The sequence below is a fragment of the Nitrobacter sp. CN101 genome (genome assembly GCF_055390255.1).
Window position 1 is genome coordinate 3988913 of sequence record NZ_AP038833.1, and the last position, 25474, is coordinate 4014386.

Genomic DNA, 25474 nt, shown 5'->3' on the forward strand with positions numbered 1-25474 from the left:
GGAATCCAACTCCGGCGTTGCCCTTCGGGCCGCGATTTCGGCTGCGCCGGAACCACACCTGCGGCGCGTTTCCGCCATTCGGCTTCAATCGCTAACGCAAGGCGGCGGCGACGTTCATTTCGAGCGTGCCCCGTATAGGCGAGGCTCCTGAAGGGCTCAATCACCGTCGGACCGGCACCAGTGAGGTGGGGCAGCTCCGCGCAGAGTCGATCGCACAGCAGGCAGCAGAGAAGCGCCGGAAATCCCGGACCGCCAAGCTGCGCGAGCGCGAAATTGCCCGCGTCGGCAGCGGGCTGGCCGCGGGCAAGGGCCTGCCATTCCGCGCCGCCACCGACGGCGAGACCGTCTTCGGCAAGTTCACCGGAACCGTCCAGCTATCGAGCGGCAAGTTCGCCGTGGTCGAGCAGGGTCATGAATTCACGATGATCCCGTGGCGCCCGGTTAGGCCACGCAGATTCCGGGCACGGCGACCGTTTGGAACAGGTGTGGGCTGGCAATGACGGATGAAGGATAGGCTGAAACCCTCGCCCTAAAATCGGGATGAGTGAAAGCGGCGCGGTAAGTCTCCATCGATTCCCAAACTGCATGGTTCAGATAGGCCGGGATCTCGCCGATCGCTCTGTGAAGCTGGGTCGAGATGAAACCTGGTTGGCGTTTCATGAACCGGGCGTCGTCCGCCCATGCTTCGAGAAAGGCTTGCTCCTCGGGAGCATCCACCGTGATCAGGTTAATGAGCACGACCGGCGCGGCATCAATGTCGAGCTGGCGGTCAATCGGGAATCTCTCATCCAGTGGCTTGAAAATGGTCATGTAGATCTCCGTCCGTCTAGGGTTCTGATCAGGGAAAGCTCGGCTTTACTCCGGGGGTGGGAGCAGCGCATTTAAGCCCCCAGGGTCGCCCTGTTCGCTTCGAGGAAGGTCTTCAGCTCCTGCGGCTTGGCACCCCACAGCATCTCAACCGCATTGGTGGTGAGCGCCACGCGGCCGAGGCGGGTGTTGGTGTCGAACGGCACGATCAAGCCATGGACCACGGCCTCGGGCACGCCTGCGGCAAGGGCGCCAGCTGCGAGCTCGGCGTCGGTGACGTCGACCACTTCGATCGGCTTGCCGGTGATTTCGCTGACGACCGCCGCGATTTCACGCGAGGTCAGTGCGACGGTCCCGGTGACCGTCAGGGTGCGGCTGGCGTCGCCGGCGATCAGCGCGCCCGCAACCGCCCGGGCCGCATCCTCGCGCGCGAGGTAGGCGAGAATGCCGTCGCCGGCCGAAGTGTACCACTTGCCGGATTGCAGGGCCGAAGGCAGCGAGTTCAACAGGTTCTCGGCATACCAGTTCATGCGCAGAATCGTGTAGGCGATGCCGGAGGCCTTGATCGCCTCCTCTGTGGCGAAATGTTCGGGGGCGAACGGGATCGGCGAAGCCGGTTCGGGGTCCGGCATCGAGGTGTAGACGATATGCTTGACCCCGGCTGCCTTGGCCGCGGCAACCGCGCTGATTTGCAGCGCCGTGCGGCTCGGGCCGAGTACGTCGATCGAGATCAGCAGCAGCCGATCGACGCCTTCCAGCGCCTTGATGAAGCCGGGCACGTCGCCGTAGTCGGCCTTGCGCGTCTCGACGCCGGGGAAGTTCAGGTTTTCCGGCTGACGCGAGCCGGCGATAATCTTGCCGCTATAGCCGCGCTCCAGCAGCAGCTCGACGACGCGGCGGCCAAGCTTGCCGCTGGCGCCGGCGACGAACAGGGTTGGTGGGGTGGTCATGTCAGGAGGCTCCGTCCGATAGGTTGTCTCGTTGGACCATGATCGTTATAGTCAATAAGATGCATAATTGACATTATGATGTCAATACGGCGAGACAATGACGTATGGATGATGGAACTTTAAGCCCCACCGCTGACGCATTGACGCAGCTCATCCTGTCCATGTTTCGAGCGACCAATCTGGCCGTCACGTGGGGGGACAGGGTGGTGGCGCCGCTGGGACTCACCAGCGCCAGGTGGCAAATCCTGGGGGCGATCATTGAAGCCGAGCGGCCCCAACCAGTCGCGTGGTTGGCGCGCGATCTCGGAGCAAACCGTCAGAACGTGCAGCGGATCATCAATGACCTGGAAAAGGACGGGCTCGTCGAGTTTCAACCCAATCCCCACCACAAGCGTGCGCAACTTGTCGTGCTGACCGAGAAAGGACAGCGGACGTACGACGCTGCGGTCAGGTCGTACAATCCGCACGCCAACGCGATCGCAGATGGGTTTTCACTTGAAGACATCAAAGCCGCATACCGCATCATGCTGGCGCTGCGGCAAAAGCTCGGAAACGAGGTCGCTGAACAGGACGGCTAATCACTATAGCGCAATCCTGTCACGATCTGCTGGATAAGTGCGATCTTCACCTTTGTAGCGATTGGCGCCGGGTTTCAGGTAAGCAACGCTATCGACCTGACATTCAAGGTCGCCGCGACGTGAGTTGGTGTCGCATGCCGACCACACCCCCGCGGCCTCCCCGATACGATTGCCGCAAAACCCCGATAGGCATCGCAAGAAACCAAGAGAAGCGGATGGCTCCGCTCACTAGGTTCGTTCTCGCCAACTGCGAACAGCGTTCGCGCGAACCAAGGAAAAAGCCAATTCGTTGTCGATCTCGATATCCATGATCCCGCAGCGATTGCCGATTATCGCTCAAAAGCGCTCCCCCTTGTCGCCAAGGCTGGTGGCGGCCTCATTGCCCTCGATCACACCGTCCTCGCATTCGCTACCAGGACAACTCCTCGTTTACGTTCGACAAGTCGACTAACGAAATGGTAGCCGACAGCGGCACGAGCAAGACGGTTCGTATCTCGAATTGCGCTTCGAGCCCGTCGCACGACGGATCGGTCCGTTGCCGCCTGACGTCATCCTTATTTCGCAGGATGCGCGCGCGGTCCGCGGACGCAACCGATGGGCTCGACCACGTCGTTCGAGATTGCTGGTTTCCGAATTTCGGGCCCGCACCGGAGGAACGCCCCGCCTCGGTGATGCGACGGAGGCCGTCATGCGGCGGATTGCGTCTCGTCGGGCAGAGCGGGATCCTTGTCGAGGTTGTGGATGGTGACCATCGGCTCGACCGACTTGGCGATTTCACACAGATGCCGGTGATGGGTGAAGTAGACGACTGGCCTGCGCCGGCCATGCCAGCAAGGAGCCTGAAGGCCTCCTCGGCGCGGAAGTCGTCGAAAGTTTCCATGATGTCGTCGGCGAGAAAAGGCGGCGGCGCATGTGCTCGGGCGAACTCGTGATAGCCGGCTACCCGCAACGCCAGGTACAACTGGAAGCGTGTTCCCTTCGAACGCTCCGAAGCGATCTTCGTGCTGCCGTCGGCGCCGTTCGCGATCAGGATTTCGCTTCCGCCGGAGGACTGGGTGACGAGCTTCGAATACCCTCCGCGGCTGATCAGCGCGAAGGATTCCGAGGCGTGAGCCATCATCGAGCTGCGATGACGGTCTCGGTAGGCACACAGCGCGTTGTCCGCGGCCGCGGCACCCAGCCTGAGTTTGAGATAGGCGACGGCCCTGTGGCTCATTTGAGTAGTGCGATGGTTTGGTCCAGTGCGCCAGCAGGCTAAACAATCACAGCACGCGGTTCTGGCTCCGGCAGCCATAATATTCATACTCGAAACGCATCGGGTTTTCCTTGCTGCGGTTCCCGATGAGAGCGCCCGTTACATGATCGCGCGCGGCTCTACGAAGGTAATTGTGTCAACCAGAGTGCCCAAACGCCCCATTTCAACGTCGCTGATGCCATGCTCACGCAAGCCATCGATCGTTCGGAACAAATACTCGGCGGACGATCCCCAGCATCCCTCAGCTGTCGCCAGCCGTCTGATTTTCTCATCCTGCGGCAAAGCGCCCGCGTAATGTTCATGATCCCGGTCAATCGTGAACGCGATCGCCGCGCCAAATTTCTCGCCGTCCATGCCGATAACATCGACCCACGTCGGATTGTAGCCGCCGACAAGCATCTCGCGGCTCCATAGAATAGGAAGCTCAGAGAGAATATCCCGTTCGGCGATCCGGAATGCGACGCCTTCGCAAACGCCGCTCTGGTCGAGGCCAAGTACGAGGCCCGGCTCGTCCGGTGTGCCACGTCCAATGGCCATCGACAGGCAGAAGGAGCGGTGCCAGCCGCGCACTTTGGCGACCCGGCGCTCGGCGACTCTTAGTGCGGGATTCCAAACCAAGGATCCCATGGCAAAGATCCAAAGGTCGCCCGCCGGTCTGGTCTTCATGAACTCGGCGAGCGAGTTCCGGCATTCCACGTCCGAGCGCACACAAATGCCAGTTTCGTCCTGTCCGGCAAAAACCGTTGAACGCCCCGCTGCCAGTACATCGCGCGTCAAAATCAGCGGTTGTTCAGGCAGTGGAGGAGTACGTTTGGTCGTAAGGGGAGCCGCACACATGGGACGTCGCCGTTTCAGTTGGTGGCAGCGACATCTCCGCGGCCTCTGTCCCGACTTCTCTTCGAAACGACCTCCACCGACACTCCGATTGCTACCCGCAAATCGAGAAAGATCCGTGGACGGTCAGATTTCTGAAATTGCGGCTTCAGGATACACCAATGCTATGCGGAGCCACGCGGCGTGGTCGTCATAAAGCCGTGCAGGTCCAAGCAAGCCTTCAAGTATCCGCACAGATTCATGACAATGTAGCCTGTAAGCATTTCCATTCTGGAACTACCGTCTGCATATACGCAGACAAGGTGGCATTCATCGCCGTGATCCGTCATCCTTAACGACATAACACGATACGCCTGCTTCGATAATTCATACTCGCCGTCCGCGATGCCAGGCTTTTCACTAGACATGGTACGAACAGGGTGCCTGGTCGGCAACCGGGCGACGAACCCGGGTTCGTCTGATTCACGTTGCATATCCGATCCGTAGTAGCGCGTACCGCTATAGTATTCGACGCAACTATAAAGCGCCCGACACGGTATCAGGTTTTCCACCTGCCCCGCCTTTTCTCGGATGCATGCCACCACCGACTTGAGGAAGGTGGGTAGAGACGGCGTCGTCAGCACTCCGTTTCTTGTGATCAAAACCTCGAACGACGGGGTCAACTCATCGTTGGCATGCGCCGCCATCCGATCGTTACGCTTTTGAATTTGGAGACAAGAAACGGAGTTTGGCAGAGGGCTCGCTTAAATATCCCTTTTGTCAGGTCATCGAGCGGTTTCGATGGTCGTCCGAAGCTGATGAAAGGACGTTTTTCAATGAGCAAAGAAGAAGACAACAAAGCCGTCGTCGTGCGCTGGTTCACCGAATTCTGGGGTAAGGATGTCAATCTTGCGGTCGTCGATGAGATCGCGGCGCCCGACATGCTTCTTCAGTATTCTCTGCACGAGCCGCGTCGTGGCCGTGAAGACATCAAGGCCTTCATGACCGACTTCCGGGCCGCGTTTCCCGATCTCAATTTCTGGGGCACCGCCGATCTGATCGCCGAAGGCGACTATGTCGTTGGCCAGTGGGAGGGTGGCGGCACGCATACTGGCGCAGCCTGGGACGATCTTCTGCCCGACTACCAAGGCCTCCCCGCCGCAACCGGCCGCAAGATGCACTTCACTGGCAAGACCGTGCTGAAAGTCGTGAACGGCATGATCGTCGAGGAGAACGGACTCGATGACGGCTTGACGGCCATGACGCAGCTCGGATTGATCAAGAAGGCCTGATCGAAACCACACGACGTCCGCTCTTTTGAGCGACGTGCCTCCAATAAGAGAATTGAGGCCCGTGCATATCCTTGTGCGGGCCTCAATTGCCTTTCCTATGCGAAGCAGATTGTTGGATTAAAGAACAGGATTCGGAGCGCGGGAAACATGCGCGATCGGTAGTGATTGCTTATCGAATTTCGATGGCAAGGGATGGAGCTTCCGCCATGATCCGCATCGGCTATGCCCCCCGCGCTTATGACCTCTTTCATGTCGGCCATCTCAGTCCTCTGAGGCGGGCCAAGGAACAATGCGATTTCCTAATCGCCGGCATTGTCGCGGACGAGGTGTTGATCCGGCACAAGGGCGTGACCCCTGTGATCCCGCTCGCCGAGCGGCTGGAGATCGTCCGAAACGTCCGTTTCGTCGATGTCGCTCACGCCGCCATGACAAACGACAAACTCGAAATCTGGCGCGACCTTCGCTTCAATGTCCTCTTCAAGGGTGACGATTGGCGGGGCACCGAGAAAGGCGACAGACTCGAACGCGATTTCGGCGCGATCGGAGTGAAAGTCGTCTACTTCCCCTATACGCGTTCCACCTCAAGCAGCCCACTGCGCAAGACGCGCAAGACGCTACACAGCGTCGATGTGCTGGCATCTCGTGGCAATGCGGTTGTGTCTCCCATCGAGGTTGTTTGCGCGGCCTAATATCGTCAGCTAGTTTTATAGCCCCACGATTACGGCCATCATCGTCGGCCGGGGAAGTCTGCAAAGTTTGGCTGACCTGATCAAAGGCAACATAACCCGACGACGGTCGTCGCGAAGTTTCATTGCGTCTTTGCGATCTGCGGGAATCGGGTGGGCAACATTTCGATCTGAAGGCAAAGAATTGGAGTGCATAGACACGGCGCCGATTGCAGATCGAGGTAAAGACCATTCGAAAAGCCGGAACTATGCGTGATATTTTCAAGTGGGCAGGTCTTATTCCGATTTGAGAGCAAGGATCGGAGTGTGACCGGGGCAGATCGAAGACAAGGTCGTAGCAGAACAAATCCGGATGAAAAGCAATGACCACGAACATCCAGTCTGCAAAAACATACCGCATCAAGACCCCCAACGTTGTGGACGATCCGCGCTGGGCGCGCATCGTCGCCCGCGACAAATCTGCTGACGGTCATCTCTGGTATTCCGTCTCAACGACAGGCGTCTATTGCCGTCCTTCATGCCCGTCACGGACGGCCAATCCCAAGAACGTCACGCTACATGATACGATCGAAAGCGCGCGTGCGACCGGTTTCAGGCCATGCAAGCGGTGTAACCCCGAGGGTGTCTCGCTCGACGGCGAAAACGCCGCGCTGGTTGCGAAGGCATGCCGTATCATCGAGGAAAGCGAGGAAGAGCCTTCGCTGGAAGATCTGGCAGCAGCTGTAGATCGCAGTCCCAGCTATTTCCATTGGGTGTTCAAGGCATCGACTGGCCTGACGCCGAAAGGCTATGCCGCAGCAAGCCGCGCGAAGAAGGTCCGTGCAGGCCTTGAGGCTGGCGTCGGCGTCACCGAGGCGATCTATGACGCTGGTTTCAATTCGAGCGGCCGTTTCTACGAGAAATCGACCGGAATGCTTGGCATGACGCCGACGCAGTATCGCGCTGGCGGCGCCAACGAGGAAATCAAGTTTGCGGTCGGCCAGTCCTATCTTGGCGCGATCCTCGTGGCGTCCAGCACGAAAGGTATCGCCGCGATCCTGCTCGGTGACGATCCGGACGAATTGGTGCGCAATCTTCAGGATCGGTTCCCGAAGGCACATTTAATTGGCATGGACCGCGAATATGAGGCGCTCATCGCGCGCGTCTGTGGTTTCGTGGAGAACCCGAGCGTTGGGCTCGATTTGCCGCTCGACATTCGTGGCACGGCGTTCCAGCGCCGCGTCTGGGAGGCTTTGCAGGAAATCCCGGTTGGCGAACGTGTCTCGTACTCGGAGATTGCCCGCCGCATCGGCTCGCCGCGCGCCACACGAGCAGTCGCCGGAGCCTGCGCGGCCAACAGTATTGCGGTCGTCATCCCTTGCCATCGCGTGGTTCGCAACGACGGAGCGCTGTCGGGCTATGCCTGGGGCGTCGATCGTAAGCATCAGATCCTCGATCGTGAGGCTGCACAAATCGCATGAGGTCATGGCCGGAGAACGGCCGTGTCTCCGCCGTTCTCGCAATCGGACCTGACGACAATGGCCATGATCTTCGACACCGCTCAACGGCCGACACTAGCACCGTTTGGCATCAGGCTGGACGGCCCATCTCTGGGCGCATCGTCGCTCACCTTTCTAAAGCCGCGCCTGAAGGCGATCGTTCGCCCGTTCGCGGCCAAGCTTGCGAATGCGGGATTTATAGCCAATCAGGTGACGATCGCCTCGTTGGCAGGCTCGATCGGCGGCGGCGGCGTGATATGCGCCAATCCTGGAAATACGACGCTTTTCGCGCTGTTGCCGCTGCTCTACGGCGGCCTCGTTCTCACCATCTGGAATCGGCTACGATTCGCGCTCCCCGATAAATGCAAGGCCTCTTGATGAATTTGCTCTCGCGTTACGACGAGTCCGTAGCCTTTCTCTCCAATCACGATGAGGATTGGGCCAGGTTGATCAAACAGATCGGTCCCTGCCGACACACTCCCAAAGCCGCCCGGGAACCATATGAGGCGCTCGTCCGGGCAATCGCCTACCAACAGCTCACCGCCAAGGCCGGTGACGCGATCATCGGACGTCTCAAGGACCTCTTCGATCACCGCGATTTCCCCGCGCCGGAAGACCTTATCGAGGCGAAGTTCGACCTGTTGCGGACATGCGGCTTCTCGTCCAACAAAATCGCCACGATCAAGTTGATCGCTCAGGCGACAGTCGACGGGGTGATTCCTGCGCGCGACATCGCCACCACGATGGACGATGAGGAACTGATCGATCGCATGGTCGGCATCAAGGGCGTCGGCCGCTGGACCGTGGAGATGCTGTTAATGTATTCGCTCGAGCGGATGGACGTGTTGCCCGTCGACGACTTCGGCGTCCGTGAAGGGTATCGCGTCCTGAAATCTCTGCCCGAACAGCCCAAACCGAAGTCATTGCGCGAAATTTCGAAAGCGTGGTCGCCCCATCGCACGGTCGCGGCCTGGTATCTCTGGCGGATTCCACGCGAGCGCGGAAACGTCCTGAAATGAACGTACGCCGTTGCGATCGTTGATTTGACGTCAAGAGTCGGAGTGTGGGCGGCCTCGGTGACTGTGCATGGTACAACGAAACTCCGTGAGACTGTCGGCAGACGCACAACCCGGAAGGGATGCAGTTGACGCCGCAGTCTGCGACTACGAGACCCGATAGGTCCGAAGATGCCCGATCTTTTTGACATGTTCGCACCAACCCAACCCGCAACCGAGATGATGGCTGACGGCGCTATATTGCTACGCAGGGCCGCGCTTCCCTACGAGAAGAGTCTGCTGATCGCGCTCGCCGACATCATCGCCCAATCGCCGTTCCGGCACATGATCACGCCTGGCGGTTTCACCATGTCCGTCGCGATGACGAACTGCGGGACGGCCGGCTGGGTCACGGACCGCATGGGCTATCGCTATGACCCTAACGATCCGGAAAGCGGGCGGCCGTGGCCGGCTATGCCGGATTGCTTCTCGGATCTCGCGGTCAATGCGGCAACGCAAAGCGGCTATCCGGATTTCCGCCCGGACGCCTGTCTGATCAATCGCTACGAGCCTGGCGCCCGTCTTTCGCTTCATCAGGACAAGAACGAGCGCGATTTCGCCAACCCGATCGTGTCGGTCTCGCTCGGCTTGTCCGCGATCTTTCAATTCGGCGGCCTGAAGCGGAACGATCCGGTGAAGAAATTCGTCCTACGGCACGGGGATGTGGCGGTATGGGGCGGCCCGTCGCGGCTTTGCTATCACGGTGTCCCGGAACTGAAGGATGGCGTCCATGAGACTGTCGGGCGCATGCGCATAAATCTCACCTTCAGGGGAGCCCTATAGGGATCGATATTTCTTTCGGTTTGATAACAATAACCGGAGCGTCACCGGAAAAGCCATGTGGCTAAATGTGTTATCTTTCTGATGGTCGATGCTCGGACGCACTGTTTCTTGCAATCCGTCAGACCCGACGAACGAGGCAAGGATACACGCTACCATGTTTTCGCGCGGCGGATTTGACGCAAAGGCGTACCGGCGCAAGCTCCCCGGAACCGAAGAGGCGGCCGAGGCACTCGTCGCGCTGGCTAAGGATAATTCGGATAAGGCATTCGTCATGAAGTACATCGGCCAGATCGTGGTCGATGGCTATGCAGAATGGGAAATGCTGGACGACGGCGAAGTTGAGGTTCGCTTCACCACCGGTGAGACCTATTTGCTCGGTGAAACGACCATTCTTAGACTTGCCTGATGTTTCTCGCCTGGCAAGCGCCTTTGGCTCATGTGCGACACATCTGAAGTCCGATCGTTACTGATCCAAATTTGAAAGCAATATCCGGAGTGCGAGCGCGCATCTGCGCAGATACACATGATCGGTAAGAGCATGGCGGCAAGGCAACGTCTGATCCAAGGATGCTTGATCCAGTCAAGCAACCGCCCATCGAGCCGTATTTCGGTCGCCACTTCGAAAGAAAATCATTCATGCGAACGCAACCCGACCTCTCCGAGGTCAACGAATCTTCGGCGCGATACATCGCGCGTATTTCACAGTATCCGTGGGATCGAATTTCTTATGACTTGAACACCTATGGCGCGACCATCCTCCCGGGGCTTCTTTCAACCGACGAAATCGTCGCCGCTGCGGGTCTCTTTTCGGACACGACTCTTTCTCGTACCCCGCCGATCGAAGGGCAACGGCAACTATCGCTACGCCGGCTATCCCACGCCTGGATTGATCGGCGACCTGCGAGCCGCCATCTATCCGCATCTCGCGCCAATCGCAAACGTCTGGAACGAGAAGATGGAGTTCGGCGAGCGTTATCCAGTTACTCATCAGGAATATTTGGAAATCTGCCACCGGAACGGTCAAACCCTTTCGACATCGATGTTGATGGAACATGGCGTTGGCCAGCAAACCCTGCTGCATCAAGACATCTATGGCGATCACATCTTTCCGTTGCAGGTCGCCGTCGTTCTGTCCCAACGCGGAATGGACTACGTCGGCGGAGAAATCGTGATCATGGAGCAACACCCACGCATGCAAACACGGCCCGAAGTTATCGTCCTCAACAAGGGTGACGGCGTTGTGTTCGCGTCATCGAATCGTCCGGTGACCGGCAAGCGGGGCACATATCGCGTCAACTTGCGTCACGGTTTCAGCAAAGTGCGCGAGGGGCGGCAAGTCGCTCTCAGCATCATCTTTCACGACGGGGCCGCGTGATTGAACCGCTGGCAGTACATGGATTTGATGGAGAATATTCATGCCAACTCTTGCACTGACCCCGGCCCAGCGCGTCAATCGGATCGATTGGGAGCAGATGGCAAAAGATCTCGCCGACGACGGCTCGGCCGTTGCCCGGAAACTTCTGACGCAAGAAGAATGCGAGGCGTTGACGAATCTGTATCCGAAGCACTGCATTTTCCGCAGCCGTGTTGTCATGGCGCGCTACGCTTTCGGTAAGGGCGAATATCAGTATTTCAGTTATCCGCTTCCCAGCCTCGTTGGGGAGTTGCGCACCGCGTTCTATCGCCACCTCGCGCCGATCGCAAACGACTGGAACATGCGCATGCGGATCAACACCGTCTATCCGACCGAACATGCCGACTATGTCGATGTCTGTTACCGCGCTGGCCAGAGGCGGCCAACACCGCTCCTCCTCGAATATGGCGCGGGAGACTATTGCTGCATGCATCAGGACCTGTACGGTGATTTGGCATTCCCTATACAAGTCGTGATCCTGCTGGCCGAACCCGAACGGGATTTCACCGGTGGCGAATTTCTGCTGGTCGAACAGAATCCACGCGATCTCTCCAAGGCGGAGGTAGTTCCGCTTCAACAGGGCGACGCAGTGGCGTTCGCGGTCAATCACCGCCCGGCGAAAAACGCGCGCGGAACCGCACGGGTGCATCTACGCCACGGTGTCAGTCGATTACACTCGGGGCATCGCCACACATTCGGCATCATTTTTCACGATGCGAAGTAGAGCGGGACCAACCTAACTCCGGCAATCCCGCTTTTCGTTGATTCACATAGTCGATCGGCGCGTCCGCATGCGGCGAGCCGTGCCGTTTCGGTGCGGATACAAAGTTTCGATTTGAAAACAAGGATCGGAGTTTGAAGGCAAATCCGCGGAAGTAATTTTCGATCATGAGGACACAACAAGGAGACACGACCATGAATCTCATGATTAAAACTGACGCGCTGCGGTCCAAGCCGCATCGGAATTCTGCACCGGTCGCCGCCGATATCATTCGGTATGCGATTGCCAATTCTGAACTCGGCAAGGTGTTGGTGGCGCGCAGCACGAACGGCGTTTGTTCTGTCCTTCTCGGTGACGATGCCGAGGCGCTGGCGACCGATCTCGCCATTCGCTTTCCTCAGTCCACGCTCGTTCAGAGCGGAACGGCGGTGGAAGATGATGTCGCGAAGATCCTCCGCTACATTGCGAAGCCCTCTGGGGGTCTTCATCTGACACTCGATATGCGCGGCACTCCGTTTCAGCGCCGCGTCTGGGAGAAGCTTAAGGCAATCTCGGTCGGCCGCACGGTCAGCTACATGGAATTGGCCAAGTGGGTCGGCCCGCTCGTCAATCCGCGCGCAGTGGCCGGAGCCTGTGCGGCGAACCCGATTGCTCTCGCCATTCCCTGTCATCGCGTCGTCCGCAGCAACGGCGATCTCGCCGGCTATCGCTGGGGCATCGAACGCAAGCGGGTTCTCATTCGGAAGGAAGCCGAAGCATGACTAAGCACGCGCGAAAGGCGGTTCCAGCCTCTGCGGATACGTCTTCGGAGGCCCGGATCGCCGCCTACGATTGGGCGACGCTCGCCAGTGAACTCGACGGGTATGGCTGTGCGATCATTCCGAATCTGCTTTCCTCGGCGGAGTGCCGTGCGATTTCGGCACTCTATCCAGACGAAAGTCACTTCCGAAGCCACATCATTATGAGTCGCCACGGCTTCGGCAAAGGCGAGTATCGTTATTTCAACTATCCGTTGCCCGACCTCATTGGTGACCTTCGGACTGCGCTTTATCCGCGCCTTGCCAGTATCGCCAACGTTTGGAACGAACGAATGGGGATGGATCAGCGTTTCCCCGCAGATCACGCGTCATTCCTTCAAGACTGTCACGATGCCGGCCAGACGAGGCCGACGCCGCTTTTGTTGCAGTATGTCCCTGGCGATTTCAATTGTCTGCATCAGGATCTATACGGAGATATCGCTTTCCCGATTCAGGTCGCGATCCTTCTTTCGCAACCGTTCAAGGATTTTTCCGGCGGCGAATTCGTTTTGACCGAACAGCGGCCGCGGATGCAGAGCCGTGTCGAGGTGGTCCCGTTGCTTCAAGGTGATGCGGTCGCGTTCGCGGTCCACAATCGTCCAATTCAGGGGACGAAGGGCAATTATCGCGTGAATCTGCGCCATGGTGTCAGCCGCATCCGCTCCGGTATGCGACATACCGCCGGAATCATTTTTCACGACGCGCGTTGATTAAACGCGGATGGTCTCGCGCACAGCATGGCACCATCTGCTCGGGTGCAACATCATCTGGTGCCAACCGCGATGAATTGGGCCTCGATCAGGGCACCTGGAGAGCGTGCTTGCCCATCTCTTTCCGAAAGTCGATGTCCCTGTCGTCCAGTTATTGATCAACGCTCTAAAGCCGCTGGACTATCATCTTGACCTCGCCGTCAAGCTGAGTGTCTTGCGCAAGCAAGACGTGATGATCATCTCCAGCGGCAACGTCGTGCATAATCTTCGCCTCATTGAGCGGAGCCGCCCCGACATTGGCTTCGACTGGGCGCACCGCTTCGATGACATGGTGGCCCGCCAGTTGACCGAAGCGCCTGCCGGTATTCTGACAGCGGTCGAGCATCCCGACTTTCACATGGCTGTCCCCACACCTGACCATTTTATCCCTCTTCTTTATACATCGGGATTGGCCGCGGCGGACAGGGATGCCCAGGCTCTGCTTCGCGGGTATGCCATAGGATCGATGTCGATGACCTGTTACGGCGTGGGCATGAAGGAGGCGGCGTGCGAAGAAGCAAACGGAGCCGCGCAGCTCCCCAAAGGCGTGCCGCCCGAGCAGACCAACATCTAAACGCACCTCGCTCTTGCAATACGAGTCGCTGACACGCTCCTACCTGGCTTATCGCGATTCAAATCCGGGCATATTCATGGTGCAGTCCGCCCAGCATCAGGTGCGTCCATCCGCCGCCAACTAAAGCGCGTGGGTAGTCACCAGACCTCCGGCATCGCCGGCTTCTTCGGCGTCCCCGTGGGCTTCCTCGGCTACGGTACCTGGAAGATTTTCGGCGTCTAAACTCCAGTCGGAGCGCCACTTCCGGGTGAAGCAGAGTTAGCTCTTCGGCTGGGATCAGGATCAGGCGTATTAGCGGCCGTTCAAGAACGAAACTGGGATTCGCGCAAATTAGCTTTAAGGCTGATTTTCTGAGATCGGCGATGGATTGTGATGCGCTTCGGAATGACCCGTGGGAACCCGCGGGATGCCCAAGTCGCATTCGAGCGCCTGCCGGTCCCACTCGGCTAGGTCCGCCGCCGCTTCGTACGTCGATTGCAGGAAGCTCGTGAGGTCCTCCTGAGGATCGGCGCTGGTCCGCACCAACTCATAAGGCAGCAGGAACTCTCCAAGCTTCTGGTCGAAGCGGGCGGCCGCCGGCTCGACGAGGCGACCGGCGAAGCCGTAGGGCACCGGATAGGCGTAGGAGTAGAACATCGCCTCATCCACCCCGCCGCCGCCGGGCCAGAATCCGGCCGAAGATACTTCGTGGCTATAGGCTTCCTGCGTAATCGAATCGGGAAGCGCAGGCACCCCGCCGGGATGGAGCGGCGCTTTGCGGCCCGAGAACCGCGTCACAGCCAGATCGAACGAACCCCAGAACAAGTGCACCGGCGAGACCTTGCCAAGAAACCCGGTGCGGAAACGTGCGAATACGCGATCGATCTGCACCAGCGCCCGATGGAATCGCTCGACTGCCTCACGGTCGTAGGGCCGCAACGCGGTGTCCTGCGCAAATGGTTTTGCATCGGAGATTTCGTTCGGAGCGCCATGAATGTTCATCCGCCCGCCAAGTCGTTCAACCAGCATAGTCGTTCGGCTCAGGAAGTCGGCCACGCTCATCGCTTCCAGCGGAAAGCTCTCACGCATGTCGGCCGTTTCGCCGATCAGCGCATGGTCGTGGAAGTCAAAGGTCAAGGTGATGGCCGACTTGGCGTCGGGCACCATTCCCGTCGTCAGACCGCGCGGTGTAACATAGAGCGTAGCGTGCCAGGAGTGATTGACCCAGGGTGTGTGCGCGAGCCGGTACTTGCCGACGATCTGGGTCCACAGATGGAGGGCGGAGCATGTTTCGGCCCAATCGCGATAGGGCAAGGCCGGCCAGCCGGTTTCTTCCTCGCTCATTCGATCGGCTCCATAGCTTGCCGCGCGAGTGCTTTTTTCACACCCTCGTCCGCTTCCATATGCGCGCGGTACGCTTTCAGCGCCGGATAGTCGCCGATGGGCAGCGGCGTCTTCTCGATCCAGCGCGTCAGCACATAGAGGAAGGTGTCGGCGAAGGACCGCTGGCCGAGATACCATTTGCCGCCATTCCCGCTTAGAACGCCATTCAACCGCTCGTAGTGACCGACGAGTTTCTCATAGGTCTTACGCTTAACCTCTTCCTGCGCCGCCGCGCTCTCGGCAAATTTTTGGGTGTTAAAGTGACCGCCATAAGCCGCATGGACTTCCGAACTCATGTAGGCCAGCGCTTCGGCTTCCTTGCGGCCGAGCCGGCTACTGGGCGCATAGCCCTCCTTACCATAGGTGGCGCCGAGCCAGGCGAGGATCGCCGTCGCCTCGGTCAGCACGTTCCCGTCTTCGAAGCGTAGCGCCGGCACCTGCCCCCGAGAATTGATGGCGAGATAATATTCCTTTTTCTGGTCGCCATAGGGAATGTTGTGGATTGCGACCGGGGCGTCGAGCCACGCGACAGCGATGTTCGGCGAAAGCGAACAAGTGCCAGGCATCGTGTAGAGGGTCGGCATCTGATATTCTCCCTCAACGCTTGGGTTCTGGATGCGCGTGCTACGCCAGTCGCGTCGAATGCCAGACTCCAAAAGGATAAAACAAAAGTTCTCACTTGTCTCAGAGGCTGACGGGGAACACGCTCAGCGAAGCACAAGTTCACCTCGTCGTAAACGTACTCCACTCGGAAGGTCGCGCGTCTCGATAAGTGAAAGATGCGCCGCGGCTTTGCCCTAGCGCGGCAAGTATCTTTTGGTTCGGGATGCCGGCGCAAAAGACGAGAGCCAGCCCATTGCCGATAGCCGTCTGAGCGGAAGGCGGCGTGGCCGAGTGCCCATTGTGCGGGGCGAGATCAAGCCGAATCCATAGCCGATACGACAGACAGGCTGCGGATTTGCCCTGTGAAGGCAAGGAATACGCCTTCGCGTGATCACGCAGAGGTTCGTTTGCGAGGTGCCTGATTGTTGGCGGCGAATTTTCGCTGAACGGTTCGGCGACGATGTTCTCCCGTCTCAGTCGCAGAGGACGGCACGGCTGGATTGCATCGTCCACCATCTGGGACTAGTACTGGGTGGCAGACGCAGCGTGCTTCGCCAAGCGACTGATTCTGCCGTCAGCAATGATACGTTGCCAAGCAAAAGACCCACTGAACGACCAACAGGAAACGGCTGGCGTTCGCCGAATACCACGATATGATCAACGCATTCCCTGCGGATCGATCCGATCAGCCGTTCAGCATACGCATTTTGCCACGGTGAGCGAGGAGACGTCGGACGATCTCGAATGCCGATGGATCGAACGCGGCGGATAAATATCTCGCCATAAGCTCCATCGCGGTCCCGGACGGCGCGCTTGACCCATGCCTCCCTCTTTCCGTCCACTAAACCGGCAGCAGCCTATATTTAGAATCTTGCGCACTAACGGCGCGCTCCGTTTAGCAGGCTCGCGATCCCTCCTTCGCCGCGACGCCTTCCGAGCATTTCTTTAAGCGCTCGATGATCCATCGCCCGGCCGGTCCTGGAGGTTCGCCTTCCCGATAAACAGCGAACATGGGAAGAGGCAGCCCTCCAGGCGGCGCCTCTTCAATCGAAAGCTCGGCGAGCCGCCCTTCGGCAATATCCCTTGCCACGGTGTGCAGGGGCATGCCTCCAAATCCCAGGCCACTGACAAGGAAGGCATGCTTCGCAAAGAGGTCCGCCAGGCGCCAGGTAGACGGCGACATCACGCCGATGTTGCGGCCTTCCGTGAGCGTGGATCGATCCGTCAGGACCAGCTGCACATGCCGCGCCAACTCCTCTTTCGGGATAATGCCACGGTAGGATGCAAGAGGATGGCTCGCTGCAGCAACCATCATCAGTTTGACATCGAACAGGCGCTCCTTGATCAAACCGGTTGGAAGCGTCGGCAGAGAACCCACAACACCAAAACTCGCTCGCCCATCCAAAACCGGCTGCACCGCGCCACCGAGCGCCTCGACATAGAGACGCAACGGCGTCGCCGGAAACTGGATACGAAATTCTCGCGCAGCCTCGGCGATCACCTCTATCGGCAGAAACACGTCGAGGACAGCCGTCAACTCGGCCTCGAGCCCGCCAGCAATCCCCTTCGCCCGCGCCTTCATGGCGTCGACGCCGGTGATTACCGCGCGCGCATCCGCCAGCAGGACAACACCTTCCTTCGTCAGCCTGGGATAACGCCCCGCACGATCGAACAGCACGACGCCAAGCTGAGCCTCCAGACTCAGAATCGCTTCGCTCACCGCTGACTGGGTTCTTCGCACGCGGCGCGCTGCGGCCGAAAAGCTGCCTTCATCGGCAGAGGCCACGAACATCCGCAACTGGTCGAACGACACGCTTTCAAGCATCGATCACTCCATCGGTGCAGCCGATAGATAATATCAAAATATACTGGCTCCACCCGATATAAACCATCCCTCATATTGTGCGTGAAGGCAACGCCGCTGCCCAAGCAGCCGAAGGAGCACACGATGACACTTCGCATCCACACATTCACGCCGGTCCGTCTCGGACGCTACGTCTTGCAAAACCGTCTGGTCATGTCCCCGATGACCCGAAGCCGCGCCAAGCCCGACGGCACACCGGGAGACCTCGCGGCCGAGTATTATGCGCAGCGCGCCGGCGTCGGCCTGATCGTCGCGGAAGGCACGCAGCCTTCGGACGACGGGCAAGGCTACCTGACGACGCCGGGCATCTACACAGCGGCGCACGTCGCGGGATGGAAGAAGGTGACAACGGCCGTGCATAACAAAGGCGGTCGAATCTTCATCCAGCTCATGCATGCCGGGCGGATGTCGCATCCCGACAACACGCCGCACCATCGCCAAGCTGTTGCGCCATCCGCAATCGCACCCGCATCGCAGACGTTCACCGCAACAGGGATGCAGGAGATTCCGGCGCCGCGCGCATTGTCGACTGAAGACATCCACCAGACCGTTGCCGACTTCCGTCACGCGGCGCGCGCGGCCATTGAGGCTGGCGCCGACGGCGTCGAGATCCACGGCGCCAACGGCTACCTCGTTCAGCAGTTCTTCGCCCCGAACGCCAACACGCGCACCGACCAATATGGCGGCTCGATCGAGAACCGCACCCGCTTCGCGATCGAAGTCACCAAGGAAATCGCAGAGGAAATCGGCGCCGACCGGACGGCCATCCGCCTGTCTCCCGGATCACCCCTCGGCGGACTCGACGAGGGAGCGAGCGGTCCCGATCTCTATCGCCATCTCGTCGCCCAACTCGACAAGCTCGGCCTTGCCTACATCCACGTCATGCACAACGGCAACGATAGACTGATGGCCGACCTGCGCGCGCGATGGAAGCAGGCGCTGATCCTGAACAGGCCCGGACGCCCGCGCGAGCAAATCGGCGCTGATGTGGCTTCGGGACTGGCCGACCTTGAGGCTTACGGCCAGATGGTGCTGGCCAATCCTGATTTCGTCGCGCGGCTTAAGAGCGATGCGCCGATGAATCAGGCGGACCACGCCACCTTCTTTGGCGGCACCTCACAAGGCTACACCGATTATCCCGCGCTTGAGGTCGCCGCCGCCTGAGCCTCGCGACGTTGTCCGTCACAGATCGAGCTGCGCAGCGCGGGCAGTTCAGGACCGCCAGGCCCCAACTCAATAGAACGTTCCAATTACAGGAGTCATTGCCATGAGCATTATCCGCTATCTTCCCTTCGCCGGTCGGCTAATGATCGGCCTTCCCTTTGCAATGAGCGGCTTGAGCAAGCTCAGTGCCTATAGCGCCACAACCGGCATGATCAACGCCGTCGGATTGCCAATTCCGCCGCTTGCCTATGCGGTGGCCGTGGCCGTCGAACTCGGCGGCGGTTTGCTTCTCATCGCCGGCTATCGTGCTCGCTCCGTCGCCGCTGCTCTTGCCCTGTTCTCGCTCGCAGCAGCGGTGTCGTTTCATAACAACTTTGCCGACCAGAACCAGATGATCCATTTCCTCAAGAACGTGATGATGGCGGGCGGGTTTCTGCAGATCGCGGCATTTGGCGCCGGCGCATTCAGCATCGATAACCAGCGCAAGGCCGGTGGCATAGGTTCAAGCCTCGCAGCGACCGCCTGACCATCCGCCACGACGTTCTCACTCGCAGTTTCGACCGTGACGGACCAAGTCCGATCGCAGACATCACATTGAGGACGTCGTCGCGGCGCTCGCTCCCTGATCTTCCTGCAACAGAATAATCGCGGGTCGGTGCACCTCAAGCCGCATTCGATGCCAAACGGAGAAAACCATGTCCAACACCGTATCGACCTTGTTGCTTCGCAACCTCCACGATGTGTTTGGCGAGATCGATCCGGTGCGCCGACGCCACGTGATCGACGAGATTTTTCATGAAGACGCCGTGTTCTACGATCCCAAGGGTGGTGTCTTCCGTGGCCATGACGAGATCGACCGTATCGCCGGCGCGATCAAGGCGACCCATCCCAACTTCCAATATCAACCGATCTCCCCGCCCGAGGAAATGGGCGATGGTGGCCGGGTCCGATGGGTGTCAGGTAGCTCCGGCAAGCCGCCAGCTTACGCCGGGACTGATTTCGCAATCGCCCGGGACGGCAAGATTGCCACCGTCTATCTCTTCTTTGACGACCTTCCTAACTAAAGAAATTAGACGAGTAGCCTTACTCCAAACTTCTCGCGATCGCATCACCGTTCAGGCTCTTTGAAATGGTTCAGGACGGCCCCCATTTTAAATCGATGCGTTTGGTTAAAAGAAGCACGCTATTCTGACAAGGTTTGGGAGAGGTTATTATGAAGAGGCTTTCGCTTTGCGCGACGGCAATAATCTGTTTCATTGGCCAAGCGCATACTGCAAACGCACGATCGGCCTACGATGGTTCTTGGGACTTGGTCTTCGTGACGCAACGAGGCGCGTGCGATCCTACCTACAACTTCACCGTCAATATTTCTAACGGAGTTGTGACGCATCCTAATCTCGTGAGGTTCAGAGGATACGTCGCGAAATCTGGTGCGGTTCGCGCTTCGGTGACTGTTCAGGATAAATACGCCTCCGGCTCAGGTAGACTCTCCAGTATTTCTGGCCGCGGGACATGGAACGGCCACGCAGGAAATGCGCGATGCTCAGGCTATTGGACCGCGCAACGGAATTGACATCTTCACAACGCGAAAACGTGAGAATTTTGACCAGAGACTCGAACCGCAGGCTTCCGGACAAATCTTACATCTTCTTGTAAGCGACAAGCGCCTTGCGCCAAAAGCGGTCACCTGCACGCTATTTCTTAGGTTCTGCGTGAACGCCGGTCGATAGGATCGGACTGCCATACATCCAACCGTTGATTCCAAGGCGACTCCGCCGGCTCCCGCTGGTCCTTCTAGCGTGCGCCCCCTACATTGACTGCAAATGAGCAACGCCCTTCACGTTCCCTTCGACGCCGCGACCGCGCGAGCAGCCCGAAGGACGTGTTCGCCCGTTTACCCTCGCCTCGTTGTCGCGACGACGATCCTAGCATCGAGCTTGGCGTTCATCGATGGTTCGGTCGTGAACGTTGGACTCCCAGCGATCGGTCGGAGTTTTGATGCAGACGCTATCGGCCTGCAGTGGGTCGTCAATGCCTATTTGCTTCCCTTGAGCGCACTACTTTTGCTGGGAGGAGCAGCGGGAGACCGGTTCGGGCGCCGTCGGCTCTTGATCGTAGGCGTTCTGCTGTTTGGTATCGCCTCTCTGGCTTGCGCGGTGGCGCCGACCCTTGTCTTGTTGCTGCTTGCTCGCTTCGTGCAGGGTGCGAGCGCCGCAATACTGATGCCGAACAGCCTTGCGATCCTGGGCCAGAGTTTCTCTGGAGAGGCGAAAGGCCGTGCGATCGGCATATGGGCGGCGGCCGGAGCTGTCGCGGGCGCGATCGGACCTATCCTTGGCGGGTGGCTCATCGATGCCGGCAGCTGGCGCCTTGTCTTTCTGATCAACGTTCCGTTGTCTATAGCCGCGATCTTGCTGGCGTCCCGCTACGTCGACAGGGACGTCGACGACACGGCCGGCAGTCTCGACTGGTCAGGTGGAGTGCTGGCTACAGCTGGCTTGGGCCTTGCGACCTGGGCATTGACCGAAGGATCCGGGCGGGCCTGGCCGCCTGCTGCCTTCGTCGTCCTGGGAGCGGGTTTAATCTTCTCGCTGCTCTTCCTGTCGGCGGAGCGACGGCTTGGCGACAGGGCCATGATGCCGCTTGCATTGTTCGGGTCCAGAAGCTTCGTCGGCCTCACGCTTTTGACACTCCTGCTGTACGGCGCTCTCGGCGGGTTGTTCGTGCTGGTACCCTATGTGTTGATTCAAGCGGGCGGGTACACCGCGACGCAGGCCGGCGCGGCGCTCCTGCCCCTGCCGCTGGTCATCGCCGTGGCATCGCCTGCTGCCGGTGCGCTGGCAGCCAAGGTAGGTCCACGATGGCTGCTGACAGCAGGACCGGTTATCGTCGCGGCCGGCCTTCTCCTGATGCTGCGGATCGGGTCGGCCACAAGCTACTGGCTTGGGATGTTTCCCGCGATGGCCGTGATCGCTTTGGGAATGGCTTGTGCGGTCGCGCCGCTCACAACCGCAGTTCTGATGTCCGTCGACAGCGGCCACACGGGTGCAGCATCCGGGCTGAACAGCGCAGTAGCGCGTACTGGCGGATTGGTTGCTACAGCCCTTGTAGGGCCTGTGATAGCGTCATCCGGACCTGCTTTACTTTCAGCTTTTGGTATCGCTGCAGCGATAGGCGCAGTCATCTGTTCGGTAGCAGCGGCGAGCGCCGCTATGTTGATACGCCCCGGCGGGAAAACCAAGCCGTTTAACGGGATGGACGGCTCCCCCTCCACCATTCAGGCTGAGAGCCAGCAACAGGAAGGAGAGCCGCAATGACCGTCGAGACGCTCGGTATCGATATCGCCAAGAACGTGTTCAATTTCACGAGGGCAATCATCATGGCTGCGTAGCGCTGAAGCGGCGGGTGATGTACGATCAGCTTCTGGACATTGTCGCGCAAGCCGCGCGCTGAACGATTGCAGCGTATCTCGATGTATTCCGGAAACGGATTGTATAGGAAGTTGTAAAGGCCAGCTTCCGATGACGGCAATACGCTCGCACAGCCCATCTTGTCATCGATGGGCTGTTTTCGTCCCGCCTGCAACGCGATGAATTGCCCCAAAAAATCGATGAAGGCCATCGTCTTGCTTGCTCTTGTCGCGCAGTTGAAAAACGAAGATGCGGTCTAGAATGCCAGCGCCTCCTCGATATCGCCGACTTCCAGCGCTACGTGGATTTCCTCGCAGCCGTCTGCATCGCTTGAGAGCCACCGCGCACCGCGCCCGCCATATTGGCTCCGGTCGGGCCGGATGGACCGCAGCCGACCATGACGATCGGCACCGCTGCGGTCGCAGAGGGGGACTATCTGATCTCACCATTCGTGATGACGCCATGCCAGATGCCGAACACGCTGCCATCGAGAGATGGCGTGACAGCGATGGTCGCGAAACCGACCTCACCGATCCCGCCTGCAATCGTCCATTCGCCGGCTGGATTGCAACCCTGCACGAGGTAGTAATTGTCGCCGAACATCTCGTCCGCATCGAAAGTTGCAGCACGAGCACCCTGTTCTGAGCAGGCGATGTCGCAGCCACGCATGTTCCTGAATCTCGATGAGAATGCAGTAGTCGCGGCTTCCGCATTAGTGTGCCGCTACCTGCCAACGCATTACGCGGACAGGAGCGCGGGCAGGCCCGCGCTGTCGTGAAAGCGTAGGCCCGGTTGCCACATGCAGGGTCTGGCCAAATGTGCTATGATTGTAGACCATGCCCCCAGCACCGCAATCAGTCACCGAAACGCGCCGACACCAGATGTTTCCGGTTCTGGAGACGGCAGAGATCGAGCGAATGCGCCGCTTTGGCAAAATACGCCATTATCGGGCGGGCGAAGCCCTGCTGGATGTCGGCAAGGTCGCTCCGGGCTTCACCATCATTCTGACCGGTCGGGTGAATGTCACCCAGCACGACCAATCGAAGCATAGCCGGCTCATCGTGACCCATGAGCCAGGCTCGTTCATGGGCGAACTGGCGCAGCTTACCGGCCGCCCGTCTCTCGTCGATGCTCGCGCGGAGGACGCAGTCGAGGCGCTGATCATCCCGTCCGACCAGCTTCGCGCCTTGCTGATCGCCGAGGCGGAGCTGGGCGAGCGTATCATGCGCGCGCTCATCCTGCGTCGTGTCGGCCTGCTGGAAACGGGGGCCGGTGGACCGATCATCGTCGGACGTGCCGGGAATGGCGACGTGCTCCGGCTTCAGGGGTTTCTCCGGCGCAACGGCCATCCGCAACAGCAGCTCGATCCCGAGAGCGATCCGTGCGCCAAGGCGCTGATCGAGCGGTTTCATCTGGATTCCGGTCAACTGCCGATTGTGCTGTGTCCGGGCGGACAGATGCTGCACAATCCGACCGAGGCGGAGCTTGCCCGCTGCATCGGCCTGCTGAACCCGATCGACCCCGACCGGCTCTACGATGTCGTTATCGTCGGCGCCGGACCGGCCGGTCTCGCGGCGGCGGTCTATGCCGGCTCGGAAGGGCTTTCGACGCTGGTGCTCGACTGTCGCGCCTTTGGCGGACAAGCCGGTGCCTCGGCCCGGATCGAAAATTATCTCGGCTTTCCGACCGGCATCAGCGGCATGGCGCTGATGGCCCGGGCCTACAACCAAGCGCAGAAGTTCGGGGTCGAGATGGCGATTCCGGACGAGGCCGTCCGCTTGGACGGATGCGATTCCGGCCACGGGCCGCTGGTGCTCAAACTGGCCAACAACGAATACGCCAGGACCCGGTCGATCGTGCTCGCGACCGGCGCCCGCTATCGGCGGCTCGCGGTGGAAGGTCTCGAATCCTTCGAAGGCACAAGCGTGCACTATTGGGCTTCGCCGCTTGAGGCAAAACTGTGCGCCGGCGAAGAGGTCGCACTGGTCGGTGCGGGCAATTCCGCGGGACAGGCCGCGGTCTATCTGGCAAGCAACGTCAGAAAGGTCTGGATGCTCGTGCGCGGCACGGATCTCGCCGACAGCATGTCACGCTACCTCGTGGATCGGATCGCCGGGCTGCCCAATATCGAAGTGCTCACGCACACCAATGTAACAGGTCTCGAAGGACACGACGGCGTTTTGGAAGCGGTCCGCTGGCGTCGACGGGGAACGGAGAACGAAACGCGGCAGCCGCTCCGGCACATGTTCCTGTTCATCGGCGCCGATCCGAATACGGGTTGGCTCGCCGGCACCGGCATTGCGCTGGATGCAAAGGGATTCGTGCTGACCGGCGCGGCGGATGGTGCGAACCGGCACGCCCTCGAAACCAATCGCCGCGATGTCTATGCGATCGGCGACGTTCGGTTGGGCTCGGTAAAACGAGTCGCCGCTGCCGTTGGCGAAGGTGCACAGGTCGTCGCAGCACTACACGCCGCTCTCGCGGCTTCGCAGGACGACCAGCTTCGGGCGGCATCCTGACGCGCGTCGATTTCAAATGAAGCGCGGGATCTGGCCATTGTGTGGCGTCGGATTTCCGATGTCGACCTCGGTGTCATCGATATAGCACCAGCCCCATCCTTCCGGTGGATCGTAGCCTTCGATGATCGGATGGCCGGTCGCTTCGAAATGCTGGCGCGCATGACGATGGGGCGACTGATCGCAACAGCCGACGTGCCCGCAGCTCCGGCACAGACGCAGGTGTACCCAAGGCGATCCGATGCGCAGACATTCCTCACAGCCAGGGACAGGCACGGACGTCACATTGGAGACTGCGGACGCGGCGCTCCTGAAAAACCGAGTTACCGGCGTTGCAGAGTTGATCGCGTTATCGCGCGCGACGCTTGCCAATATCTGGCATAACATCGCGCTCGCGCTCGGCCTGAAGAGCGTTTTTCTCGCCACCACGCTTTTCGGCGCAACACCGCTCTGGATGGCGATCCTGGCCGACACTGGTGCGACCGTTTTGGTGACGGCAAACGCCTTACGGCTGCTGCGCTTCGAATTCAAAGCGTGCGCAGGACCATAGCAATTCGACTATGTTGTCGGGCTGCTGCCGCCATCCGCCGCGTCGCCAGTACT

General features: G+C 59.6%; 28 protein-coding genes and 5 pseudogenes. 22 read left to right on the forward strand and 11 right to left on the reverse strand.

Going from position 1 to position 25474, the window contains the following annotated elements:
* Nucleotides 1–125 precede the first annotated feature (125 nt).
* Nucleotides 126–500, forward strand: a complete 375-nt coding sequence (locus ACZ5IL_RS19915; RefSeq protein WP_464594182.1) for a DUF3363 domain-containing protein — start codon at nt 126–128, stop codon at nt 498–500.
* Here ACZ5IL_RS19915 and ACZ5IL_RS19920 read toward each other — a convergent pair.
* Both ACZ5IL_RS19920 and ACZ5IL_RS19925 read right to left on the reverse strand, forming a co-directional pair.
* Nucleotides 442–810 carry an antibiotic biosynthesis monooxygenase family protein gene (locus tag ACZ5IL_RS19920; RefSeq protein WP_464594183.1) on the reverse strand — a complete coding sequence of 123 codons (369 nt, stop codon included), beginning with the start codon at nt 808–810 and terminating at the stop codon, nt 442–444. The genes ACZ5IL_RS19915 and ACZ5IL_RS19920 overlap by 59 nt on opposite strands.
* A gap of 71 nt (nt 811–881) precedes the next feature.
* The gene (locus ACZ5IL_RS19925; protein ID WP_464594184.1) at nt 882–1757 is read right to left on the reverse strand and encodes an NmrA family NAD(P)-binding protein; all 876 of its coding nucleotides are present in this window, start codon (nt 1755–1757) and stop codon (nt 882–884) included.
* 104 nt (nt 1758–1861) lie between these two features.
* On the opposite strand from ACZ5IL_RS19925, the gene ACZ5IL_RS19930 reads away from it, so the two are divergent.
* The gene (locus ACZ5IL_RS19930) at nt 1862–2335 is read left to right on the forward strand and encodes a MarR family winged helix-turn-helix transcriptional regulator (protein WP_464594185.1); all 474 of its coding nucleotides are present in this window, start codon (nt 1862–1864) and stop codon (nt 2333–2335) included.
* A gap of 303 nt (nt 2336–2638) precedes the next feature.
* Nucleotides 2639–2737 (forward strand): annotated as a pseudogene (locus ACZ5IL_RS19935) (DUF1330 domain-containing protein); the annotation flags it as partial.
* Nucleotides 2738–3021: 284 nt separating this feature from the next.
* On the opposite strand, the pseudogene ACZ5IL_RS19940 reads toward ACZ5IL_RS19935, so the two are convergent.
* From ACZ5IL_RS19940 to ACZ5IL_RS19950, 3 genes and pseudogenes are all read right to left on the reverse strand, one after another.
* Nucleotides 3022–3539, reverse strand: a pseudogene (locus tag ACZ5IL_RS19940) (ATP-binding protein); the annotation flags it as partial.
* 150 nt (nt 3540–3689) lie between these two features.
* Entirely contained in the window at nt 3690–4217 is a 528-nt protein-coding gene (locus tag ACZ5IL_RS19945) for a gamma-glutamylcyclotransferase (protein ID WP_464594186.1), read from the reverse strand.
* A 371-nt stretch (nt 4218–4588) separates the two neighbouring features.
* Complete coding sequence (locus ACZ5IL_RS19950; RefSeq protein WP_464594187.1) at nt 4589–5110, reverse strand: hypothetical protein; 522 nt, start codon at nt 5108–5110, stop codon at nt 4589–4591.
* A 129-nt stretch (nt 5111–5239) separates the two neighbouring features.
* On the opposite strand from ACZ5IL_RS19950, the gene ACZ5IL_RS19955 reads away from it, so the two are divergent.
* The 12 genes from ACZ5IL_RS19955 to ACZ5IL_RS20010 all read left to right on the forward strand — a co-directional run bounded on the left by ACZ5IL_RS19955 (nt 5240) and on the right by ACZ5IL_RS20010 (nt 13952).
* Complete coding sequence (locus ACZ5IL_RS19955) at nt 5240–5695, forward strand: ester cyclase (RefSeq protein WP_464594188.1); 456 nt, start codon at nt 5240–5242, stop codon at nt 5693–5695.
* Nucleotides 5696–5901: 206 nt separating this feature from the next.
* Nucleotides 5902–6384, forward strand: a complete 483-nt coding sequence (locus tag ACZ5IL_RS19960; RefSeq protein ID WP_464594189.1) for an FAD synthase family protein — start codon at nt 5902–5904, stop codon at nt 6382–6384.
* Between the two features lie 359 nt (nt 6385–6743).
* Nucleotides 6744–7841: a bifunctional DNA-binding transcriptional regulator/O6-methylguanine-DNA methyltransferase Ada gene (gene ada / locus ACZ5IL_RS19965; RefSeq protein WP_464594190.1), complete on the forward strand. Its 1098-nt coding sequence runs from the start codon at nt 6744–6746 to the stop codon at nt 7839–7841.
* 21 nt (nt 7842–7862) lie between these two features.
* Complete coding sequence (locus tag ACZ5IL_RS19970) at nt 7863–8237, forward strand: hypothetical protein (RefSeq protein WP_464594191.1); 375 nt, start codon at nt 7863–7865, stop codon at nt 8235–8237.
* The gene (locus ACZ5IL_RS19975) at nt 8237–8878 is read left to right on the forward strand and encodes a DNA-3-methyladenine glycosylase family protein (RefSeq protein ID WP_464594192.1); all 642 of its coding nucleotides are present in this window, start codon (nt 8237–8239) and stop codon (nt 8876–8878) included. The genes ACZ5IL_RS19970 and ACZ5IL_RS19975 overlap by 1 nt, the downstream gene beginning before the upstream one ends.
* Before the next feature lie 168 nt (nt 8879–9046).
* A complete protein-coding gene (gene alkB / locus ACZ5IL_RS19980; protein ID WP_464594193.1) occupies nt 9047–9697 on the forward strand; it encodes a DNA oxidative demethylase AlkB in 651 nt (216 codons plus the stop codon).
* Nucleotides 9698–9851: 154 nt separating this feature from the next.
* The gene (locus ACZ5IL_RS19985; protein ID WP_464594194.1) at nt 9852–10103 is read left to right on the forward strand and encodes a hypothetical protein; all 252 of its coding nucleotides are present in this window, start codon (nt 9852–9854) and stop codon (nt 10101–10103) included.
* A gap of 336 nt (nt 10104–10439) precedes the next feature.
* On the forward strand, nt 10440–11072 hold the full coding sequence (locus ACZ5IL_RS19990) for a 2OG-Fe(II) oxygenase (RefSeq protein ID WP_464594195.1): 633 nt from the start codon (nt 10440–10442) through the stop codon (nt 11070–11072).
* A gap of 40 nt (nt 11073–11112) precedes the next feature.
* Nucleotides 11113–11835 (forward strand): 2OG-Fe(II) oxygenase, encoded by a 723-nt coding sequence (locus ACZ5IL_RS19995; RefSeq protein WP_464594196.1) that lies wholly within the window; start codon nt 11113–11115, stop codon nt 11833–11835.
* A 191-nt stretch (nt 11836–12026) separates the two neighbouring features.
* Nucleotides 12027–12593 carry a methylated-DNA--[protein]-cysteine S-methyltransferase gene (locus ACZ5IL_RS20000; RefSeq protein ID WP_464594197.1) on the forward strand — a complete coding sequence of 189 codons (567 nt, stop codon included), beginning with the start codon at nt 12027–12029 and terminating at the stop codon, nt 12591–12593.
* The gene (locus ACZ5IL_RS20005) at nt 12590–13339 is read left to right on the forward strand and encodes a 2OG-Fe(II) oxygenase (RefSeq protein ID WP_464594198.1); all 750 of its coding nucleotides are present in this window, start codon (nt 12590–12592) and stop codon (nt 13337–13339) included. The genes ACZ5IL_RS20000 and ACZ5IL_RS20005 overlap by 4 nt, the downstream gene beginning before the upstream one ends.
* Nucleotides 13340–13445: 106 nt before the next feature.
* Nucleotides 13446–13952, forward strand: a complete 507-nt coding sequence (locus ACZ5IL_RS20010; RefSeq protein WP_464594199.1) for a DODA-type extradiol aromatic ring-opening family dioxygenase — start codon at nt 13446–13448, stop codon at nt 13950–13952.
* 336 nt (nt 13953–14288) lie between these two features.
* Here the strand turns inward: ACZ5IL_RS20010 and ACZ5IL_RS20015 are convergent, their stop codons facing one another.
* Nucleotides 14289–15275, reverse strand: a complete 987-nt coding sequence (locus tag ACZ5IL_RS20015) for a DUF5996 family protein (protein ID WP_464594200.1) — start codon at nt 15273–15275, stop codon at nt 14289–14291.
* Complete coding sequence (locus ACZ5IL_RS20020) at nt 15272–15898, reverse strand: glutathione S-transferase family protein (protein WP_464594201.1); 627 nt, start codon at nt 15896–15898, stop codon at nt 15272–15274. The genes ACZ5IL_RS20015 and ACZ5IL_RS20020 overlap by 4 nt, the downstream gene beginning before the upstream one ends.
* Before the next feature lie 311 nt (nt 15899–16209).
* Here ACZ5IL_RS20020 and ACZ5IL_RS20025 point away from each other — a divergent pair.
* Nucleotides 16210–16508: pseudogene (locus ACZ5IL_RS20025) on the forward strand (transposase family protein); the annotation flags it as partial.
* 107 nt (nt 16509–16615) lie between these two features.
* Here ACZ5IL_RS20025 and ACZ5IL_RS20030 read toward each other — a convergent pair.
* Both ACZ5IL_RS20030 and ACZ5IL_RS20035 read right to left on the reverse strand, forming a co-directional pair.
* Nucleotides 16616–16759: pseudogene (locus ACZ5IL_RS20030) on the reverse strand (hypothetical protein); the annotation flags it as partial.
* Between the two features lie 53 nt (nt 16760–16812).
* Nucleotides 16813–17742 (reverse strand): LysR family transcriptional regulator, encoded by a 930-nt coding sequence (locus ACZ5IL_RS20035; RefSeq protein ID WP_464594202.1) that lies wholly within the window; start codon nt 17740–17742, stop codon nt 16813–16815.
* 123 nt (nt 17743–17865) lie between these two features.
* On the opposite strand from ACZ5IL_RS20035, the gene ACZ5IL_RS20040 reads away from it, so the two are divergent.
* The 4 genes from ACZ5IL_RS20040 (at nt 17866) to ACZ5IL_RS20055 (ending at nt 22262) form a co-directional block, all read left to right on the forward strand.
* Entirely contained in the window at nt 17866–18945 is a 1080-nt protein-coding gene (locus tag ACZ5IL_RS20040) for an alkene reductase (RefSeq protein WP_464594203.1), read from the forward strand.
* 103 nt (nt 18946–19048) lie between these two features.
* The gene (locus ACZ5IL_RS20045) at nt 19049–19471 is read left to right on the forward strand and encodes a DoxX family protein (RefSeq protein ID WP_464594204.1); all 423 of its coding nucleotides are present in this window, start codon (nt 19049–19051) and stop codon (nt 19469–19471) included.
* A gap of 169 nt (nt 19472–19640) precedes the next feature.
* Complete coding sequence (locus ACZ5IL_RS20050; protein WP_464594205.1) at nt 19641–20009, forward strand: nuclear transport factor 2 family protein; 369 nt, start codon at nt 19641–19643, stop codon at nt 20007–20009.
* Between the two features lie 897 nt (nt 20010–20906).
* Nucleotides 20907–22262: an MFS transporter gene (locus ACZ5IL_RS20055; RefSeq protein ID WP_464594206.1), complete on the forward strand. Its 1356-nt coding sequence runs from the start codon at nt 20907–20909 to the stop codon at nt 22260–22262.
* Between the two features lie 525 nt (nt 22263–22787).
* Here ACZ5IL_RS20055 and ACZ5IL_RS20060 read toward each other — a convergent pair.
* Nucleotides 22788–23024, reverse strand: a complete 237-nt coding sequence (locus ACZ5IL_RS20060) for a hypothetical protein (protein WP_464594207.1) — start codon at nt 23022–23024, stop codon at nt 22788–22790.
* A 167-nt stretch (nt 23025–23191) separates the two neighbouring features.
* Between ACZ5IL_RS20060 and ACZ5IL_RS20065 the strand changes: the two genes are divergently transcribed.
* The gene (locus ACZ5IL_RS20065) at nt 23192–24874 is read left to right on the forward strand and encodes an FAD-dependent oxidoreductase (RefSeq protein ID WP_464594208.1); all 1683 of its coding nucleotides are present in this window, start codon (nt 23192–23194) and stop codon (nt 24872–24874) included.
* Between the two features lie 12 nt (nt 24875–24886).
* On the opposite strand, the gene ACZ5IL_RS20070 is transcribed toward ACZ5IL_RS20065, so the two are convergent.
* Nucleotides 24887–25156 carry a UBP-type zinc finger domain-containing protein gene (locus tag ACZ5IL_RS20070; RefSeq protein ID WP_464594209.1) on the reverse strand — a complete coding sequence of 90 codons (270 nt, stop codon included), beginning with the start codon at nt 25154–25156 and terminating at the stop codon, nt 24887–24889.
* On the opposite strand from ACZ5IL_RS20070, the pseudogene ACZ5IL_RS20075 reads away from it, so the two are divergent.
* Nucleotides 25137–25421, forward strand: a pseudogene (locus ACZ5IL_RS20075) (heavy metal translocating P-type ATPase); the annotation flags it as partial. The gene ACZ5IL_RS20070 and the pseudogene ACZ5IL_RS20075 overlap by 20 nt on opposite strands.
* Nucleotides 25422–25474 lie beyond the last annotated feature (53 nt).

Coding starts and splice junctions, on each gene's coding strand:
- ACZ5IL_RS20000 (WP_464594197.1), top strand. CDS start 12,027: ATGAATCTCATGATTAAAACTGACGCGCTGCGGTCCAAGCCGCATCGG.
- ACZ5IL_RS19930 (WP_464594185.1), top strand. CDS start 1,862: ATGGATGATGGAACTTTAAGCCCCACCGCTGACGCATTGACGCAGCTC.
- ACZ5IL_RS19920 (WP_464594183.1), bottom strand. CDS start 810: ATGACCATTTTCAAGCCACTGGATGAGAGATTCCCGATTGACCGCCAG.
- ACZ5IL_RS19995 (WP_464594196.1), top strand. CDS start 11,113: ATGCCAACTCTTGCACTGACCCCGGCCCAGCGCGTCAATCGGATCGAT.
- ACZ5IL_RS20035 (WP_464594202.1), bottom strand. CDS start 17,742: ATGCTTGAAAGCGTGTCGTTCGACCAGTTGCGGATGTTCGTGGCCTCT.
- ACZ5IL_RS20050 (WP_464594205.1), top strand. CDS start 19,641: ATGTCCAACACCGTATCGACCTTGTTGCTTCGCAACCTCCACGATGTG.
- ACZ5IL_RS20060 (WP_464594207.1), bottom strand. CDS start 23,024: ATGCGTGGCTGCGACATCGCCTGCTCAGAACAGGGTGCTCGTGCTGCA.
- ACZ5IL_RS19960 (WP_464594189.1), top strand. CDS start 5,902: ATGATCCGCATCGGCTATGCCCCCCGCGCTTATGACCTCTTTCATGTC.
- ACZ5IL_RS19925 (WP_464594184.1), bottom strand. CDS start 1,757: ATGACCACCCCACCAACCCTGTTCGTCGCCGGCGCCAGCGGCAAGCTT.
- ACZ5IL_RS20040 (WP_464594203.1), top strand. CDS start 17,866: ATGACACTTCGCATCCACACATTCACGCCGGTCCGTCTCGGACGCTAC.
- ACZ5IL_RS19950 (WP_464594187.1), bottom strand. CDS start 5,110: ATGGCGGCGCATGCCAACGATGAGTTGACCCCGTCGTTCGAGGTTTTG.
- ACZ5IL_RS19975 (WP_464594192.1), top strand. CDS start 8,237: ATGAATTTGCTCTCGCGTTACGACGAGTCCGTAGCCTTTCTCTCCAAT.
- ACZ5IL_RS20005 (WP_464594198.1), top strand. CDS start 12,590: ATGACTAAGCACGCGCGAAAGGCGGTTCCAGCCTCTGCGGATACGTCT.
- ACZ5IL_RS19955 (WP_464594188.1), top strand. CDS start 5,240: ATGAGCAAAGAAGAAGACAACAAAGCCGTCGTCGTGCGCTGGTTCACC.
- ACZ5IL_RS19990 (WP_464594195.1), top strand. CDS start 10,440: ATGGCGCGACCATCCTCCCGGGGCTTCTTTCAACCGACGAAATCGTCG.
- alkB (WP_464594193.1), top strand. CDS start 9,047: ATGCCCGATCTTTTTGACATGTTCGCACCAACCCAACCCGCAACCGAG.
- ACZ5IL_RS20065 (WP_464594208.1), top strand. CDS start 23,192: ATGCCCCCAGCACCGCAATCAGTCACCGAAACGCGCCGACACCAGATG.
- ACZ5IL_RS19985 (WP_464594194.1), top strand. CDS start 9,852: ATGTTTTCGCGCGGCGGATTTGACGCAAAGGCGTACCGGCGCAAGCTC.
- ACZ5IL_RS20020 (WP_464594201.1), bottom strand. CDS start 15,898: ATGCCGACCCTCTACACGATGCCTGGCACTTGTTCGCTTTCGCCGAAC.
- ada (WP_464594190.1), top strand. CDS start 6,744: ATGACCACGAACATCCAGTCTGCAAAAACATACCGCATCAAGACCCCC.
- ACZ5IL_RS20015 (WP_464594200.1), bottom strand. CDS start 15,275: ATGAGCGAGGAAGAAACCGGCTGGCCGGCCTTGCCCTATCGCGATTGG.
- ACZ5IL_RS19945 (WP_464594186.1), bottom strand. CDS start 4,217: ATGGGATCCTTGGTTTGGAATCCCGCACTAAGAGTCGCCGAGCGCCGG.
- ACZ5IL_RS20045 (WP_464594204.1), top strand. CDS start 19,049: ATGAGCATTATCCGCTATCTTCCCTTCGCCGGTCGGCTAATGATCGGC.